This is a genomic window from Cryobacterium sp. TMT1-2-2 (genome assembly GCF_004403505.1).
GTDB lineage: Bacteria > Actinomycetota > Actinomycetes > Actinomycetales > Microbacteriaceae > Cryobacterium > Cryobacterium flavum.
Map to the genome: position 1 here is coordinate 97,529 of NZ_SOGS01000024.1, position 15,354 is coordinate 112,882.

Below are 15,354 nucleotides of genomic sequence, written 5' to 3' on the forward strand. Positions count from 1 at the left end.
ATGGGCGCAAACTCACACCTCGGCGGCGAATCAGAGGCTGCCTGTGCATAACGAATATGCGCGATCCCGATTCAATGCACTATTCCTCTATGTCCACTCCACATGATCGTGCTGCCCTGCCCTATCGACGTCTGCGTGCTGATCACGCGCAATCGGCATCCGTTCTCGAATTGGCCACGGCCTACTCACAACGGATGCCCGCGACTCACGTCTTCAGCCACGCAACGGCTGCCGTAATCCAGGGAATGTGGCTGCCCTATCGGCTCGAAACAGACCGACGCCTGCACGTCAGCGTGCCGCAGAATACCCGGGCTCCGCAGATGGTGGGGATCGTCGGGCACAAGCGGGAGGTGCTCGTCACTGACCGGGTCGAGGGCCTTCGGGTGACGTCGCTCCTGCACACCTGGATCGATGTCGCCCCGACGCTCACGCGAGTCGAACTCGTCGCCGCTTCGGACTTTCTCTGCCGGGGTCGAAATCCCATCCACACGCCCGAGGAGCTGAAAGTTGTCGCGGCCGAACTCACCGGACGACGCGGATGCCGCGCCCTGCGGGAAGCCGCGAGTCTCGCACGCGCCGCGGTCGATTCACCCCAGGAGACCAAGACGCGCCTGTTCATCGTGGATGACGGCATTCCAGAACCCGATGTCAATTTTGTCATTCGGGACTCCGACGGCTACTTTGTGGCCCGCGTCGACCTGGCCTGGCCGCGATTTCGGGTCTGCGTCGAGTATGAAGGCGACGGTCACCGCACGGACCCGAAGCAATTCCGTAAGGACATCACGCGACGCGAGCGGGTCGAAGACCAGGGCTGGCGCATGGTTCGCATTACCGATGATGACCTCACGTACGGCGGGCAGGAACTTCTACGCCGAGTGCGCGCTGCGCTGGCCGCACGCGGCGCCCGCTGGTAGCCATCCGCTCGCCGAGGTGTGAGTCTGGGGTCATTTTGAGCAAATTTCGGGCTCAAACTCACACCTCGGCGAAGCGGATGCTGCTACACGCGCTCGAAGATGGCCGCCAGGCCCTGCCCACCGCCGATGCACATGGTTTCGAGCAGGTAGCGACCCTCGGTGCGCTGCAGGTGGCGGCTCGCGGTGGCGAGGATACGGGCGCCGGTCGCGCCGACCGGGTGACCGAGCGAGATGCCCGAGCCATTGACGTTGGTGCGGGCCCAGTCTTCCGGGGTGAAATTCCACTCCCGGCTGACGGCGAGCACCTGGGCGGCAAAGGCCTCGTTGAGTTCGATCAGGTCCATGTCGGCGAGAGTGAGGCCGGCGCGCTCGAGCGCGAGCTTCGTGGCGGGTACCGGGCCGAGGCCCATGCGGGAGGGGTCGACGCCGGCGCGTGCCCACGACGCGAGCCGCACGATGGGGGTCAGCCCGAGTTCAGCCGCCCGCTCCGGGGTGGTCACGATGCACGCGGCAGCGGCGTCGTTCTGACCGCTGGCGTTGCCGGCGGTGACGGTGGCTGCGGCATCCGTTTTGCCCATGATCGGGGTGAGGCCTGCGAGGGCGTCGAGGGTGGTGTCGCGCGGAGTTTCGTCGACGGAGACGACGACGGGGCCCTTTCGACCGGGTACGGTGACCGGCACGATCTCGTCGACGAAGCGGCCGTCGGCGACGGCGGCGAGGGCGCGGCGCTGGGATTCCACAGCGAGCTGGTCTTGTTCGACGCGGTCGATGCTGTAGTCGCGGCGCAGGTTCTCGGCGGTTTCAAGCATGCCGCCGGGCACCGGATAGTTGCGCCCACCGGCGGTCTCGCGGCCACGGCCGAGGGCGTCGCGCAGCAGCACGCCGGCGGTTCCGGCCAGGCCCCAGCGGGAATCGACCGTGTAGAGCGGGGCCTGGCTCATGACGTCGACGCCGCCGGCGATCAGGAGATCGCTGACGCCGGTTTGCACCTGCATCGCGGCGTCGAGGATGGCCTGCAGGCCGCTGCCGCAGCGACGGTCGACCTGCACGCCGCCGACGGTGACGGGCAGGCCAGCGTTGAGGGCGGCGACCCGGGCAACGGGCGCGGCCTCGGCCGAGGGATAGGCCTGGCCGAAGATGACGTCATCGACAACGGCCCCGTCGAGTCCGGTGCGTTCCAGCAGCGCGACGATGACCGCCGCGGCGAGGTCGGCCGGGGCGACGGTCTTGAACGCGCCGCCGAACCGGCCGATCGGCGTGCGGAGCGGTTCGCAGATGACGACCTGGCGCAGCTCGCTCATTCGGCAGCGCCGATCAGGGTCGTGATGGTGGTCGGCGGGGTCGGCACGAGCAGGGTGGCCTCGGTGGCGGCCTGTACCTCGGCGACGGTGACGCCGGGCGCGACCTCGCGCAGCACGAGTCCGTCAGGGGTGACGTCGATCACGGCGAGATCGGTGATGATGCGCGTGACGACGGCCTTGCCGGTCAGAGGCAGGTCGCAGACCGTCTTGATCTTGAACTCGCCGGTCCTGGTCGTGTGTTCCATGACGACGATGACGGTGTCGGCGCCGTGCACGAGGTCCATCGCGCCGCCCATTCCCTTGATCATCTTGCCGGGCACCGCCCAGTTGGCGATATCGCCGACCACGCTCACCTGCATGGCGCCGAGCACGGCCACATCGATCAGCCCGCCGCGGATCATGCCGAAGCTCTGCGCCGAGTCGAAGTACGCCGCTCCCGGGTTGACCGTGACGGTCTCTTTGCCGGCATTGATGAGCTTAGGGTCGGCCTCGCCCTCCCACGGGTACGGGCCCACGCCGAGCACACCGTTCTCGGAGTGCAGCACGACGTGCACGCCGTCGGGGAGAAAGTTCGGAATCAGCGTCGGGAGGCCTATACCCAAATTGACATATGAGTCCGGGGCGAGCTCTTGGGCGGCGCGGGCAGCCATTTCGTTACGCGTGAGAGCCATCAGTTCGTTCCTTCCGACGAAACCGGCCGCGGCCGCGTCGTCGTCTTCTCAATCGGCAGATCAGCAGCATCCACCGCGCCGAGCTGCACGATGCGGTTCACGTAGATGCCGGCGAGGTGCACCTCGTCGGGGTCGATCTGACCGGGTTCGACCAGTTCGTCGACCTCGGCGATGGTGATGCGGCCGGCCATGCCGGCCACCGGGTTGAAGTTGCGGGCCGATTTCTCGAACACGAGGTTGCCGTGCCGGTCGCCCTTGGCTGCACGCACGAGGGCGTAATCGGTGACGATGGCCTCTTCGAGCACGTATTCCTTCTCGCTGCCGAGCGACGAGAACAGCCGCGTCTCCTTCGGCGGCGAGGACACTGTCACCTCGCCGCCGGGGCCGTAGCGCCACGGCAGTCCGCCGTCGGCGACCATGGTGCCCACGCCACTCGCCGTGTAGAACGCCGGAATTCCGGTGCCGCCAGCGCGCAACCGCTCGGCCAGAGTGCCCTGCGGGGTGAGCTCAACCTCGAGTTCACCACCGAGGTAGCGGCGGGCGAAGTCCTTGTTCTCACCGATGTACGAAGCGATAACCCGGCTGATCCGGCCCTCGCGGAGCAGCTCGCCGAGCCCCCACCCATCGACGCCGCAGTTGTTCGACGCGACGTGCAGGTTGGTACTGCCGAGCGCGAGCAGCGCACGAATGAGCACGATCGGCACACCGACCAGGCCGAACCCGCCGACGGCGAGCGACGCACCATCGGGAATGTCAGCGACGGCAGCCGCAGCGGAGGGATAGGTTTTGTCCATGGTTCGAGGTCCTTAGCTGGGCCGAATAGTGGTGTCGTCGGTGCAGGTATCAGCAGCCGCATCGAGCCCGGCGAAGGTCTCGCGGGCCACGGCGAATGCGGCGTTGGCGGCCGGTACGCCCGCATAGATTGCGGTGTGCAGAATCGCCTCGCTAATTTCGGCGCGGGTCAGCCCGTTGGTCAGGGCGGCCCGAACGTGCATCGCGAGCTCGCCCTCGTGCCCGCCGGTGACGAGCGCGGCGATGGTCAGAAAGCTGCGGGTGCGGCGGTCGAGGCCCGGCCTGGTCCAGACTTCGCCCCAGGCGTAGCGGGTGATGAAGTCCTGGAACACGGCGGTTTCGGGGGTGATCGCCGCGGTTGCCGCATCGACGTGCTTGTTGCCGAGCACCGCGCGGCGCACGACCATACCGTCGTCATAAGCGGATGCTGCGGTGCGGCCTCCCGGCAGCGGCTCGGCCGCGGTGGTGGGTCGCGGCGCCGCGGAACCGACGTCGGCACCAGAACCGACGCCTCCACCAGAACCGGTACCCGAGGCATGACCAGCACCGGCCGGGCCCGGCGTAGCCGATACTCCCGCCACCCACTCCGCCAACAGCACGCCGACCTCGGCCGGGCGCTCGAGCGACGGCAGGTGCGCGGCCCCGGCGATCACGGCCGACGTAGCGCCCGGGATGCGGGCAGCCAGCTCCTTGAGCTGCGCGGTCGGTGTGACCTCGTCGAACTCGCCCGAGACGCACAGAACGGGCGTGCGAATGCCGCTGAGGGCATCCGTTTGGTCGAAAACGGCGAGCGCCTCGCAGGCGAGTGCGTAGGACTCGTCGTCGATGTCGAGCAGCTGGTTGAGGGCGTGCGCGCCGGCCTTGGGGTCGCGGCCGAGAAAGTCGGTGGCGAACCAGCGGGAGGCGCTGCCGGCGATGAGCGAGGGGGTGCCGCTCGCCCGTACCCCGGCGGCTCGTTCGGTCCAGGCCTCGAACGAGCCTATTTTTGCGCCGGAACAGAACACGGCGAGGCTCACGAGGCGGCCTGGGTGGTTCACGGCGAGGGCGAGGCCGATGGCGCCGCCGAGGGAGATTCCGGCGTAGTGAAACGTGTCGACGTCAATCGAGTCGACCAGCAGGGCGACGGCGTCGGCGACCTCCTCAAGGGTGAATGCGGCCGACGCCTTCGGGCTGAACCCGTGCCCGGGCAGGTTGAAACACAGCACCCGGTGGGTGGCGGCCAGCGCCGGCACGACGGTGGCCCAGAGGTCCGTGGTGGTGCCGAGCGAGGGGCCGAGCACGATCAGTGGCGCGTTGGCGTCTCCGTTTCGCGCCGGCTCGATGGTGCAGAGAATGACGGGCTGGGTCATGCGGTCCTCACGTCATTGTTGGATCGAGCATTGTTGGAGCGAGCATTGTTCGAGCGAGCGGGGGCGCCCACCTTCGCGGAGTCTCCTTCGACCATATCGGTAGAGGTGGCCGCCCGGGCGCGCTGCTCGGCGGCATCCGCACGCTGGCGAAAGGCGTGCACGACGCGGTCGATGCCGCCCGCCGATTGGCCGGGCTGGCCCTCATAGTCGAAGGCCGCCCAGATCTGCGCGCGCAGTTCGTCGGAACAACCCTCGGTGATGAGGATGCTCGCGAGGACGACCTGCAGCGGCCGGTTGGTAGCGAACGCCTCCTGGGACGCGCGTTCGACTAGCGCGAACGCCGTGGTCTTGCCGACGGTTTCGGCCAGAATCGTGGTGACTCGCTCACTGAACACAAGTCCGTCGGTCAGGTCGAGGTTGGCGCGCATGCGATCGGGGTCCACATCGAGGCGAGCGACGAGCGACGCGGCACCGGTCACCGCCGAAATCGTGAGCCGTTCGAGCACCCGCAGCGACTGCCATTCGGCATGCCAGGCCCCGCTCGGGCGCTGGTCTTCAGCGAGCATGCTTCCATACAGAGTGGATGCGAGACCCGGCGTCTGCAGCGCCGCCGCAGTGATCAGCACGGCTGAGACGGGGTTGCGCTTGTGCGGCATAGCGCTGGAGCCTCCCTGGCCGGGGGCGAGGCGTTCGCTCACCTCGGCGATTTCGGTACGGGAGAGCACCGACACGTCGAGAGCAAAGGTGCCGGCGACCCCGGTCGCGGCGGCCAGCACGGACGCCAGTTCGGAGATGACGACCCGGTTGGTGTGCCAGCTGAGGCGCGGCACGACCAGGCCGACATGGTCAGCGAACCGCTCCAGCACAGTGTCGAGAACCTCCGAGGCTGGTGTTTCACTGCGCCGGGCGCGGGCGATTTCGGTGAGCACGGAGAGGTTGCCGACGGCTCCGCCGAGTTGCACCGGCAGGGAGTCACGAATGCCTTCGAGACGGGTGACGATCAGCAGCACGGCGTCGAGCCAGCCGGCCGCGACGAAGCCGAAGCTCGTCGGCGAGGCCTGCTGGCCGAGGGTGCGGCCACTCATCACGGTGCCGCGGTGTTCGTCGGCGAGGGCGGCGAGGTCGGCGCCGAAGGAATCGAGCTGGTGGATGAGCTCGCAGATGACCTTGCGGGCCACGATCATCGCGGCGGTGTCGAGAATATCCTGGCTGGTCGCGCCAACGTGAAGGTGGTCCGACGCCCCGGCACGCACCCGTTCGGCGGCGCGGCCGAGGTGTTTCACGAACGGAATCACCGGGTTACCGCCGCCCCGGGCCTCGACGGCGATCGCGCCGAGGTCGAACTGGCTGGCGTCGGCGAGCGCGTCGCAGACAGCGAGCATCCACTCGGGGGCCAGCTCGGCGTCGACGAGCGCGCGGGTGAGGGCGAGCTCGGCGTCGACCATGGCCTGCAGCCAGGCCTGGTCGCTCGTGAGCTCAGACTCGCGGGTGCCGTGGCTCAGCGGGTTGAGCAGTCCGGCATCGAACGTGAAGTTAGGCATCAAAGTCCAAAAAGACGGTCTCGTTCTCGCCCTGCACGCGAATATCGAAACGGTACGACTCGGCGCCCCCGACGATTCCCTCTGAGACACAGATGAGTGTGTTCCGGCGGTCAGCAGGCAGGCTGCTGAGCACGGCATCCGTCGCGTGCAGCGCGGCATCCTCGGCAAAGTAGGCCCTGGTGAACAGGTGGTGGGTGACTCCGCGAGCGAAGACCGTCACCAGAATATACGGCGCTGCCTTGCCTGCCGCCCCCGGTTTGAGCGTCGTGAAGGTGTAGTGCCCGGCGATCGTGGTCGCGCAGCGGCCGAACCCGGTGAAGGTGAAGCCGTCGCGGTCGAGACTGCCCAGCTCTCGCACGAGCGTGCCGTTCTCGTCGGCCTGCCAGATCTCGAGCAGGGCGTCGAGGATCGGCTCGCCGGCGCCGTCGGTGACGGTTCCGTGAAAGCGGATGGCGCGGGGATGGTACCCGGGAACCAGTTCCGGCCCACCGACATAGGGCAGGGCGTAGCCGTAGAACGGGCCGACGGTCTGCGACGGTGTTTGGAACTTATTCATCGGCGTCTTCGCTTTCCATCCAGGTGGACTTCGGGCCGGTCAGCACGATGTCCCAGTTGTAGCCGAGCGAGAATTCGGGCACGCTCAGGCTGTGGTCGTACTGCCCGACCAGGCGGGCGCGAGCGTCGGCATCCGCTATCGACTGGTAGATCGGGTCGAGGGCGAACAGCGGGTCGCCGGGAAAGTACATTTGCGTGATCAGGCGCTGCGTGAACGCGGTGCCGAATAGTGAAAAGTGGATGTGGGCAGGTCGCCACGCATTCAGGTGGTTCTTCCACGGGTAGGGCCCGGGCTTGATGGTGGTGAACGAGTATTCGCCGCTGTCTCCGGTGATGGCGCGGCCGACTCCGGTGAAGTTGGGGTCGAGCGGCGCTGGGTGCTGGTCGCGTTTGTGCACGTAGCGTCCGCCGGCGTTGGCCTGCCACAGTTCGATCAGCTGGTGTCGCACCGGGCGGCCCTCGCCGTCGAGCACGCGGCCGCTCACTGTTATGCGTTCGCCGATCGGTTCGCCGGCGTGCTGGATGGTGAGGTCGCTCTCCAGCACGTTCACGTCGGTGTGGCCGAAGGCGGGTGAGACCCGTTCGACCTCTTCCGGGTCGACGCGCACGAGCTCGTGGGTGGGGTGGCGCAGCAGGGAGCTGCGATACGGGGCGTAGTCGCGGCGCGGCTGCAGCTCGGGTGAGCCGCCGGCCGCGACGCGGGCGGCGGCATCCGCTTCGATTCTCTCGATCTCGGCGGTGATCTCGTTCTGACTGGCCGGGCCGGTGCCGGGTGTTTTCTGGGTCATGGCGTCCTCGATATCGATTAGAGCAGGAGGCCGGTGTACTGCTCGGCGAGCATGCGCTGGGCGAGCGGTGAGTGGGTGACGTAGTCGAGCTGGCCGAGCTGGCTGCGGTAGTCGAACGCGCCGGTTTGCAGATCGCCGGGGCTGGTGTGCAGCATCTCGGTCATGTAGCGGGAGAACTGCTGCACCCGCCACTGCCGGGCCAGCGCGGTCTCGCTGTACCGACCGAGCAGCGTTTCGTCGTTCGCGTAGAAGGCGGTGAGCGCCGCGGCGAGCTGGGTGACGTCGGAGATGGCTGAGTTGAGGCCCTTTGCGCCGGTCGGCGGCACGATGTGGCCGGCGTCACCGACTAAGAAGAGGTTGCCGTAGGCCAGGCGCGACGCCACGAAGCTGCGCATCGGGGTGATCGATTTGTCGGTGATCGGGCCTTGATTCAGGGTCCAGCCGGGCGTGCCGAGCCGGGTCTGCAGAGCTTCCCAGATGCGGTCGTCCGACCAGTTCTTGATATCGTCGGCCGGATCGACCTGCAGGTACAGCCGGGAGACGACCGGCGAGCGCATCGAGAGCATCGCGAAACCATCTTCGTGCAGCGCGTAGACGAGTTCGTCCGAGGACGGTGCCACGTCAGCGAGAATGCCAAGCCAGGCGTAGGGGTAGCTGCGGTCGAACAGGGTGATTTCTTCGGCAGGGATCGACGCGCGGCAGATGCCGTGAAATCCGTCGGCACCCACGACGAAGTCGGCGTCGATGGTGTGCGCTTCGCCATCGTGTACGAAGGTCACGCTCGGGTTCTTCGTGGTGAGCGAGTCGACGGCCACATCGGAGGCTTCGTAGTAGATCGTCGATCCGGCCTGCTCGTGGGCTGTGACGAGGTCTTTCACGACCTGCTGCTGGCCGTAGACGGTGACCGTGCGGCCGATCAGCTCGTTGAAGTTCACATTGTGGCGCTCGCCGGCGTACTGCAAGTAGATTCCGTCGTGCTGCAGGCCCTCGGATGCGAGGCGGTCACCCAGCCCGAGGCGGGTCAGGGTCTCGACCGAGCCCTGTTCCAGCACGCCGGCGCGGATGCGCCCCTGCACGTAGTCCTGCGAGCGGTTTTCGACGACGATCGAGTCGATGCCGGCATCACGCAGGGCCCAGCTCAGGAGAAGTCCGGCTGGACCGGCGCCGATGATGGCGACGCGGGTTGTTTCGTGGGGCACGGGTTCTCCTAGCGACAATGACAGGGGTGATCTGAACAGTGTGGTGTGCTGCTCAGGCCCGCGGTGTAATTATTCCACTCAGTGAAAGTGTTGACAATCCATCATTGCTGGGCCCGCCGATAGCCGAGGGCCCGACTGACCCCCTGAGCGGCCAGGCGCACCGCGCGTTCGTGCTCCGAGTCGACAGTGTCGGTCGTGCGGGTCACGATCGACACGGCAGCCACGACCTGGCCGGTGCGGTCGCGAATTGGGGCGGCCAACGAGCTCGAGCCGGCCGTCATCTCCTCCGACATGCGAGCGATGCCCTTCAATCGAATTTCGGCCAGCCGTTTGCGTACGGCTTCCGGTTCGGTGACGGTACGTGGCAGAAAGCGCTGCAGGCTCGTGGCGAGGTATTGCTGCACGACGTCGGTGGGTGCGTAGGCCAGGAGTACGAGCCCCACCCCGGTCGAGTGCAGCGGCAGGCGCGCGCCAACCCGCGAAATCAGTCGAACCGCGTGGTGGCCAGAGAGTTTCTCGAGGTACAGGGCGTCACGTCCGTCGAGAATGGCGAGGTGCACATGCTCACGCGTCGTCTCATAGAGGTCCTCGAGGTAGGGCAGCGCTATGGTGCGCAGGTTACGGGCAGTCGGCGTCTGCACCCCGAGCTCCCACAGCTTCATGCCGAGGGAATACTGGCCGTTTTCGTGCCTGGCCAGGCCACCCCAACTCACCCACTCCGCAACCAGCCGGTGCGTGGTCGAGAGCGGCAGGCCCGCCCGCTGGGCGATGGCCGTCAGCGTGAGAGTAAGCGAGGTTGCACCGGCGGGAGCCGCGAAGGCGTCCAGAATGGCGAACAGCCTGGCCGCGACGGAACGGTCGTCGACGGCAGCGGCGTCGCCGCTCGTACGCTTTTGTACCGGTTTTCCGCTCATTACTCGCCACGCTACCGCGATGTGCCAAGAACTTCCACTGAATGGAAGCGCATGTTTTTGCATTGAAACGCATGGCTAGTCTCCAATCAGAGCTGATCAGTCTTCACGACCGTAGCTCGCAGTGCCCCGGGCACCCACAGCAGCACGACCCGTATCACCACACAATGGAGTGAAAATGAAGAAATCGCTATTGATCGGACTTGCCGCGGCATCCGTCATCGCCCTCAGCGCCTGCTCGGCCGGCGCCAGTACCACGGCACCAGCCGAAACCGACGCGCTCACCCCAATCACCGTGGGCGTCATCCCCATTGTCGACACGGCGCCGATTTGGCTCGGCAAGGAAAAGGGCTTTTTCTCCGATGAAGGTCTCGACCTCACCGTCCAGGTCACGACAGGAGGCGCTGCCGCGGTACCGGGAGTGATCTCGGGCGACTATGAGTTCGCGTTCGGCAACTTGGTCTCTGTCATGGTCGCCAGAGACAAGGGCCTTGACCTCCGATATGTCGCGAACGGCAACTCGACGGCCGGCACGCCCGACTTCGGTGCAGTCATCGTTCGTGGCGACTCCCCGATCACGTCGGCCGCGGACCTCGCAGGGAAGACAGTCTCCGTCAACAATCTGCAGAACATTGGCGACACGACGATTCGTCAGATCGTTGAGGACGACGGCGGAGATTCCTCCACGATCCAGTTCGTCGAGGTCGGCTTTCCCGATGCCGAGGCAGCGGTTGAGAACAGCCAGGTCGATGCGGCATGGATTCTCGCTCCCTTCCTCAACTCGGCCGTCGCCAATGGGGCCCGAATCATTTCGTACAACTTCTCAGCGTTCGACACCAACCTTGATATCGCCGGCTACTTCGCCAATGGCGACACCATCAGCAACAATCCGGACCTCGTCACGAAGTTCCAGACCGCGATGAACAAGTCCCTCGAATACGCCCAGGTCCACCCCGACGAGGTGCGCCAGATAGTGACCACGTACACGAAAATGACGGCCGACCAGCTCACGGATATGGTCCTGCCAGAGTTCCGGGTTGACTTCAACGGCGACGCAGCGACGAAGCTTGGCGAAGCAGCCGTCAAGTTCGGCACTCTCTCGGCGAAGCCCGATCTCAGCGTGATGCTGCCGTAGCTCACCATCACCTCGGCATAAGAACGCACTGCGAAACGATGAGGAACAGCAGAATGTCAATGAAACACCTGAACGGCCCCGCGCTAGGGGTCACGGGCATCCTGCTGTTCCTTGTCGCGTGGGAGGCAATTCCGCGGCTCGGCCTGGTAAATGAGCGATACCTGCCACCCGCAAGCCTGGTCATGGCGAAATTCTTCGCCTATTTGGTTCAGCCCGGTTTCTGGAGTGATGTCGCCGAGACTATGACCGCCTGGGCTCTGGGCCTCGCCATTGCGATCATCACTGCCATCGTGCTCGGCCTTTTCATCGGTTCCAGCCTATTTCTTCGCCGCGCCACGAGATCTACGATCGAATTCCTCCGGCCGATCCCCTCCGTCGCCTTGATTCCGCTGGCGGTTCTTCTTTTCGGGCTGAAGATCGAATCATCACTGCTGCTGATCGTCTATGCATCGTTTTGGCAGGTACTGCTTCAGGTGCTTTCCGGGGTGGCCGACGTCGATCCGGTTGCTGACAACACGGCCCGCAGCTACGGCCTGGGGCGGATGGCTCGGATCCGATACGTCGTCTGGCCGACGACGCTGCCTTACCTCATGACGGGGATCCGCTTGGCGTCCGCGGTCGCGCTCATACTGGCTATTACAGCCGAGTTGGTCATCGGCAGCCCCGGCCTCGGCCAACAGATTGCCTTGACCCAGTCAGGAGGCGCGGTTGCCGAAATGTACGCACTCATTGTCGCGACCGGCCTCATCGGCGTTCTCATCAATGCCGGGGTGCGCCTGGTTGAAAAACGCGTTCTTTCCTGGCACACGTCGGTCCGCGGAGAGGTAGCAGTATGAGATCGACTAAACGTACCCTTTATTTTGTCGGCCTGCCCGTGCTTCTTGTTGCACTGTGGTGGACGCTAACGCTCGGGTCGACCAACTTCTTCGTGCCAAAGCCCCTCAAGCTCATGCAGACATTCTGGGCGGTCTGGGCCGGAGAGAGGTTCTGGACGGACTTCGTTCCCAGCGTCCTCCGCCTGCTGGTCGGACTCGGGTTGACAATCCTGCTGGGTGTGATCTTCGGCGTGCTAATCGGCTCAGTGCGCTGGCTCCGCAGCCTCACCGAGCCACTGCTGGAATTCTTCCGAGCGATTCCTCCGCCAGTACTCGTTCCACTGCTCATGCTGCTGGTCGGGATCAACGACCAGATGAAGATCATTGTGATCATTTCCGGCGCCATCTGGCCCGTGCTGCTCAACACTATTGAGGGGGTGCGGGCCGTCGACCCCGTGCTCGGCGACACCTTTCGGACGTACTCGATGACCGGTTTTGCCCGGTTGCGTTATCTGGTATTGCCTGGGGCCAGCCCCCAGATCATGACCGGGGTACGACAGAGCACGTCCATCGCACTGATCCTGATGGTCATTTCTGAAATGTTCGGGTCATCCTCCGGACTGGGCTTCACCATCGTGCTTTTCCAACGTGCGTTCGCTATCCCAGAAATGTGGAGTGGGATCGTCGTTCTCGGCCTCATGGGCCTTGCACTGTCCGTGATTTCCAAGTCGATCGAAAACCGGTTGCTGAGTTGGTACACCGGCCTGAAAGAGGTTCAGCATGGCAGTTAAAGTACTCAATGACGGCGAGCGCATCCCGGGAGAATTCTCATCCGAGCCGCCAATGCTGTCGGTCAAGGCCCTGCGAAAGGTCTATCCGGTCCCAGGCGGCGAAATCGAAGCGGTGCGCGACCTCACGTTTGACATCGCGCCAGGTCAGCTTGTCTGCGTGGTCGGACCGTCCGGCGCGGGCAAGACGACTCTGCTGAAGTGCATCGCCGGACTACTTACCCCGACATCGGGATCGATCGAACTACGCGGTACAAATGTCGTCGGCCCGCCTCATTCCATGGCCGTCGTCTTTCAGGAGTACGGTCGCAGCCTTCTGCCGTGGATGAGCGTACGCGCCAACATCGAATTGCCGCTGAAGAACCAGCGAATACCACGCGCCGAACGCAAGAAACTCGTGGATGATGCCCTCGCCGCCGTCGAGCTCTCCCACGTGCCAGACAGCTATCCCTGGCAGTTGTCCGGCGGAATGCAGCAACGTGTCGCGATCGCGCGAGCAGTGGCGTACAGGCCAGAGGTCTTGCTGATGGATGAGCCTTTCGCCGCCGTGGACGCGCAGACCAGGGCCGATCTGGAGGACCTAGTTCGCCACATCTGGCAGAAGCTCGGCGTGACGATCATCTTCATCACGCACGATATCGACGAATCGGTCTACCTGGGCGAACGGGTGCTCGTGCTGTCAAACTCCCCAACGGTCGTGCAGGAAGATCTGACGATCGACCTTCCGGTAGATCGCGACCAACTTACCACCCGGTCGAGCGCACGCTTCAACGAGTTGCGCGGGCACGTCTACGAGCAGATCCAGCTGGCGAAGAGCGGTCCCCTTTCAGGGCCGATCGCGGTAACGAAGAAGGGCCACAAGTCATGAGTGCTGCCACCGCCACCGTGCGGGACGCGTGTTTCGACCTCATGCGCGCCGAAGGCCTCACTACTATCTTCTCGAACCCCGGGTCCACGGAGATCCCCTTCCTAGTTGATCTGCCGGAAGACATCCAATTTGTTCTCGCGCTTCACGAGGGGTCGGTGGTCGGCATCGCCGCCGGCCACGCGCTCGGTAGCGGCTCGCCAGCCTTCGTGCTCCTGCACACCACGGCGGGATTCGGGAATGCAGTCGGGGCGATCGCAACGGCGCGGGTTAACCGCGCGCCAATGGTCGTCGTCGTCGGTCAGCAGGACCGACGACACCTCGCACTCGAGCCCTTCCTCGCCGGCCGACTCGCCGGGCTCGCGGGAGATTATCCGCTGGAAGTAATCTCGCCGGTCATCGCCGCCGATGTACCGTCGGCCATTCGACGGGCGATACACCTCGCCCGCCAGGAACGCGGGCCGGTCATCGTGATCGTTCCGATGGACGACTGGGATGAGCCAGCAGATCCGACCGCAACAGCCGCCGCGAGCCACAGTATTTCGGCTCCGCGCGGGATCCCGACGGAACTCGAGAACGTCGTAACCGCGCTGCGCGGCGCGGCCGCACCCGCAATCATCGCCGGGTCGGGAAACGACAACGAAGCAGGATGGGCCGCTCTGGTGCAGCTCGCAGAAAGTCTGCATGCCCCGGTTTGGCAGGAAGCCTTCGGTTCCCGGGCTGGCTTCCCGCAGGATCACCCTCTATTCCGCGGCAGCCTCCCCGCCGACCGCCCCCGCGTGCGGGAAGCTCTCAACGGCCACGACGTTCTCCTCGTTGTTGGCACCGCCGCCCTACGCCAATATCCATACAAGCCCGGTTCTCTTGTGCCAAACGGCATGCGGGTCTTCGTCCTGACCGCGGATGCCTCGGAGGCGAATCGGTCCCCCGCTGAGCTGTCCATCATCGGAGACCCTGCCGCCCTGTGCTCGTTCATCAGCACCCAAGTCGGAGTTCGCAGCCCCCTTCCCGCGGTGCAAAAGTCCGACCACGTGAAGCGTCATGCCCAGAGCTACCAGCTAGATCCACCGACCGCCGACGAGCCTCTGCGAGCAGCACACGTTTTTCAGCTGCTCGCAGAGCGTCTTCCGATAGAGACGACCGTTGTCGAGGAATCCCCGTCCTCCCGTCCGGCTCTGGAGGCTCTTATTCCGGCCCGTCGACCGTTCGGGTTCTTGTCCGCTGCGATGGGTGGGCTCGGGTTTGCCATGCCAGCGGCCATCGGGCTGAAGATGGCCCAGCCGGACCGCCCCGTCATCGGCATCATCGGCGATGGTTCGTCGATGTATTCAATCCAATCGCTATGGACAGCCGCGAATCTCGGAGTCGGGGTCGTCTTCATCGTCCTGAATAACGGCGGCTACGCCGTGATGAACCGTCTGGCCGATCAACGCGGCGGCGCTGCCCCGTGGCCGTCCTTCGGTCGGGTGTCGGTTTCCGCTATTGCCGCTGGGTTGGGCGTGGAGGCCCTGAAAATAGACGGTTACTCCGACCTAGTGTCGGTCCTGGACCGTATCGCGCCGTCTCTTGCGGGCCGTCAGGAAGCTCTGGTCTTGGAAGTGATTGTCACGCCGGATGTCCTGTTCTTGCCCTGAATCGGTCTGACCGAAGCGAGCGCCCGGCGCGAATCGTCCAACGACGCTGTCGCAAGGCAGGTCTGGATCCGGACGCACATGAAAGTAATCTCAATG

General features: G+C 65.2%; 15 protein-coding genes. 6 read left to right on the forward strand and 9 right to left on the reverse strand.

Annotated features, from left to right (window positions below):
• Window positions 1–89: 89 nt before the first annotated feature.
• Complete coding sequence (locus tag E3T35_RS14370) at window positions 90–914, forward strand: hypothetical protein (protein ID WP_134379741.1); 825 nt, start codon at window positions 90–92, stop codon at window positions 912–914.
• A gap of 83 nt (window positions 915–997) precedes the next feature.
• Here E3T35_RS14370 and E3T35_RS14375 read toward each other — a convergent pair whose 3' ends face one another.
• From E3T35_RS14375 to E3T35_RS14415, 9 genes are all read right to left on the reverse strand, one after another.
• Window positions 998–2,215: an acetyl-CoA C-acetyltransferase gene (locus tag E3T35_RS14375; protein WP_174777103.1), complete on the reverse strand. Its 1,218-nt coding sequence runs from the start codon at window positions 2,213–2,215 to the stop codon at window positions 998–1,000.
• On the reverse strand, window positions 2,212–2,886 hold the full coding sequence (locus E3T35_RS14380) for a 3-oxoacid CoA-transferase subunit B (protein ID WP_134343761.1): 675 nt from the start codon (window positions 2,884–2,886) through the stop codon (window positions 2,212–2,214). Before E3T35_RS14380 ends, E3T35_RS14375 begins: the two co-directional genes overlap by 4 nt.
• A complete protein-coding gene (locus E3T35_RS14385; protein ID WP_134379743.1) occupies window positions 2,886–3,680 on the reverse strand; it encodes a CoA transferase subunit A in 795 nt (264 codons plus the stop codon). Before E3T35_RS14385 ends, E3T35_RS14380 begins: the two co-directional genes overlap by 1 nt.
• A 12-nt stretch (window positions 3,681–3,692) precedes the next feature.
• On the reverse strand, window positions 3,693–5,027 hold the full coding sequence (locus E3T35_RS20265; protein WP_134379745.1) for an alpha/beta fold hydrolase: 1,335 nt from the start codon (window positions 5,025–5,027) through the stop codon (window positions 3,693–3,695).
• Window positions 5,024–6,568: a lyase family protein gene (locus tag E3T35_RS14395; RefSeq protein ID WP_134379747.1), complete on the reverse strand. Its 1,545-nt coding sequence runs from the start codon at window positions 6,566–6,568 to the stop codon at window positions 5,024–5,026. Before E3T35_RS14395 ends, E3T35_RS20265 begins: the two co-directional genes overlap by 4 nt.
• Complete coding sequence (gene pcaG, locus E3T35_RS14400; RefSeq protein WP_134379749.1) at window positions 6,561–7,124, reverse strand: protocatechuate 3,4-dioxygenase subunit alpha; 564 nt, start codon at window positions 7,122–7,124, stop codon at window positions 6,561–6,563. Before pcaG ends, E3T35_RS14395 begins: the two co-directional genes overlap by 8 nt.
• Window positions 7,117–7,911 (reverse strand): protocatechuate 3,4-dioxygenase subunit beta, encoded by a 795-nt coding sequence (gene pcaH, locus E3T35_RS14405; protein ID WP_134343766.1) that lies wholly within the window; start codon window positions 7,909–7,911, stop codon window positions 7,117–7,119. The genes pcaG and pcaH overlap by 8 nt, the downstream gene beginning before the upstream one ends.
• Before the next feature lie 17 nt (window positions 7,912–7,928).
• On the reverse strand, window positions 7,929–9,110 hold the full coding sequence (locus tag E3T35_RS14410; RefSeq protein WP_134379751.1) for a 4-hydroxybenzoate 3-monooxygenase: 1,182 nt from the start codon (window positions 9,108–9,110) through the stop codon (window positions 7,929–7,931).
• 101 nt (window positions 9,111–9,211) lie between these two features.
• The gene (locus E3T35_RS14415; RefSeq protein WP_134379753.1) at window positions 9,212–10,024 is read right to left on the reverse strand and encodes an IclR family transcriptional regulator; all 813 of its coding nucleotides are present in this window, start codon (window positions 10,022–10,024) and stop codon (window positions 9,212–9,214) included.
• 175 nt (window positions 10,025–10,199) lie between these two features.
• Here E3T35_RS14415 and E3T35_RS14420 point away from each other — a divergent pair, with 175 nt between their 5' ends.
• The 5 genes from E3T35_RS14420 to E3T35_RS14440 are packed head-to-tail and all read left to right on the forward strand — an operon-like array spanning window position 10,200 to window position 15,258.
• Entirely contained in the window at window positions 10,200–11,156 is a 957-nt protein-coding gene (locus tag E3T35_RS14420) for an ABC transporter substrate-binding protein (RefSeq protein WP_134379755.1), read from the forward strand.
• Between the two features lie 59 nt (window positions 11,157–11,215).
• Window positions 11,216–11,992, forward strand: a complete 777-nt coding sequence (locus tag E3T35_RS14425; RefSeq protein ID WP_134379757.1) for an ABC transporter permease — start codon at window positions 11,216–11,218, stop codon at window positions 11,990–11,992.
• A complete protein-coding gene (locus E3T35_RS14430) occupies window positions 11,989–12,762 on the forward strand; it encodes an ABC transporter permease (RefSeq protein WP_134343771.1) in 774 nt (257 codons plus the stop codon). Before E3T35_RS14425 ends, E3T35_RS14430 begins: the two co-directional genes overlap by 4 nt.
• Before the next feature lie 52 nt (window positions 12,763–12,814).
• Window positions 12,815–13,627: an ABC transporter ATP-binding protein gene (locus E3T35_RS14435; protein WP_134343831.1), complete on the forward strand. Its 813-nt coding sequence runs from the start codon at window positions 12,815–12,817 to the stop codon at window positions 13,625–13,627.
• Window positions 13,624–15,258 (forward strand): thiamine pyrophosphate-dependent enzyme, encoded by a 1,635-nt coding sequence (locus E3T35_RS14440; RefSeq protein ID WP_134379759.1) that lies wholly within the window; start codon window positions 13,624–13,626, stop codon window positions 15,256–15,258. Before E3T35_RS14435 ends, E3T35_RS14440 begins: the two co-directional genes overlap by 4 nt.
• Window positions 15,259–15,354 lie beyond the last annotated feature (96 nt).

Bases quoted from the DNA above. Each gene is read 5' to 3' on its own strand.
- E3T35_RS14435 (WP_134343831.1), top strand. From the start codon at position 12,815: ATGCTGTCGGTCAAGGCCCTGCGAAAGGTCTATCCGGTCCCAGGCGGC.
- E3T35_RS14375 (WP_174777103.1), bottom strand. From the start codon at position 2,215: ATGAGCGAGCTGCGCCAGGTCGTCATCTGCGAACCGCTCCGCACGCCG.
- E3T35_RS20265 (WP_134379745.1), bottom strand. From the start codon at position 5,027: ATGACCCAGCCCGTCATTCTCTGCACCATCGAGCCGGCGCGAAACGGA.
- E3T35_RS14415 (WP_134379753.1), bottom strand. From the start codon at position 10,024: ATGAGCGGAAAACCGGTACAAAAGCGTACGAGCGGCGACGCCGCTGCC.
- pcaH (WP_134343766.1), bottom strand. From the start codon at position 7,911: ATGACCCAGAAAACACCCGGCACCGGCCCGGCCAGTCAGAACGAGATC.
- E3T35_RS14440 (WP_134379759.1), top strand. From the start codon at position 13,624: ATGAGTGCTGCCACCGCCACCGTGCGGGACGCGTGTTTCGACCTCATG.
- E3T35_RS14395 (WP_134379747.1), bottom strand. From the start codon at position 6,568: ATGCCTAACTTCACGTTCGATGCCGGACTGCTCAACCCGCTGAGCCAC.
- E3T35_RS14430 (WP_134343771.1), top strand. From the start codon at position 11,989: ATGAGATCGACTAAACGTACCCTTTATTTTGTCGGCCTGCCCGTGCTT.
- E3T35_RS14380 (WP_134343761.1), bottom strand. From the start codon at position 2,886: ATGGCTCTCACGCGTAACGAAATGGCTGCCCGCGCCGCCCAAGAGCTC.
- E3T35_RS14420 (WP_134379755.1), top strand. From the start codon at position 10,200: ATGAAGAAATCGCTATTGATCGGACTTGCCGCGGCATCCGTCATCGCC.
- E3T35_RS14370 (WP_134379741.1), top strand. From the start codon at position 90: ATGTCCACTCCACATGATCGTGCTGCCCTGCCCTATCGACGTCTGCGT.
- E3T35_RS14385 (WP_134379743.1), bottom strand. From the start codon at position 3,680: ATGGACAAAACCTATCCCTCCGCTGCGGCTGCCGTCGCTGACATTCCC.
- pcaG (WP_134379749.1), bottom strand. From the start codon at position 7,124: ATGAATAAGTTCCAAACACCGTCGCAGACCGTCGGCCCGTTCTACGGC.
- E3T35_RS14425 (WP_134379757.1), top strand. From the start codon at position 11,216: ATGAAACACCTGAACGGCCCCGCGCTAGGGGTCACGGGCATCCTGCTG.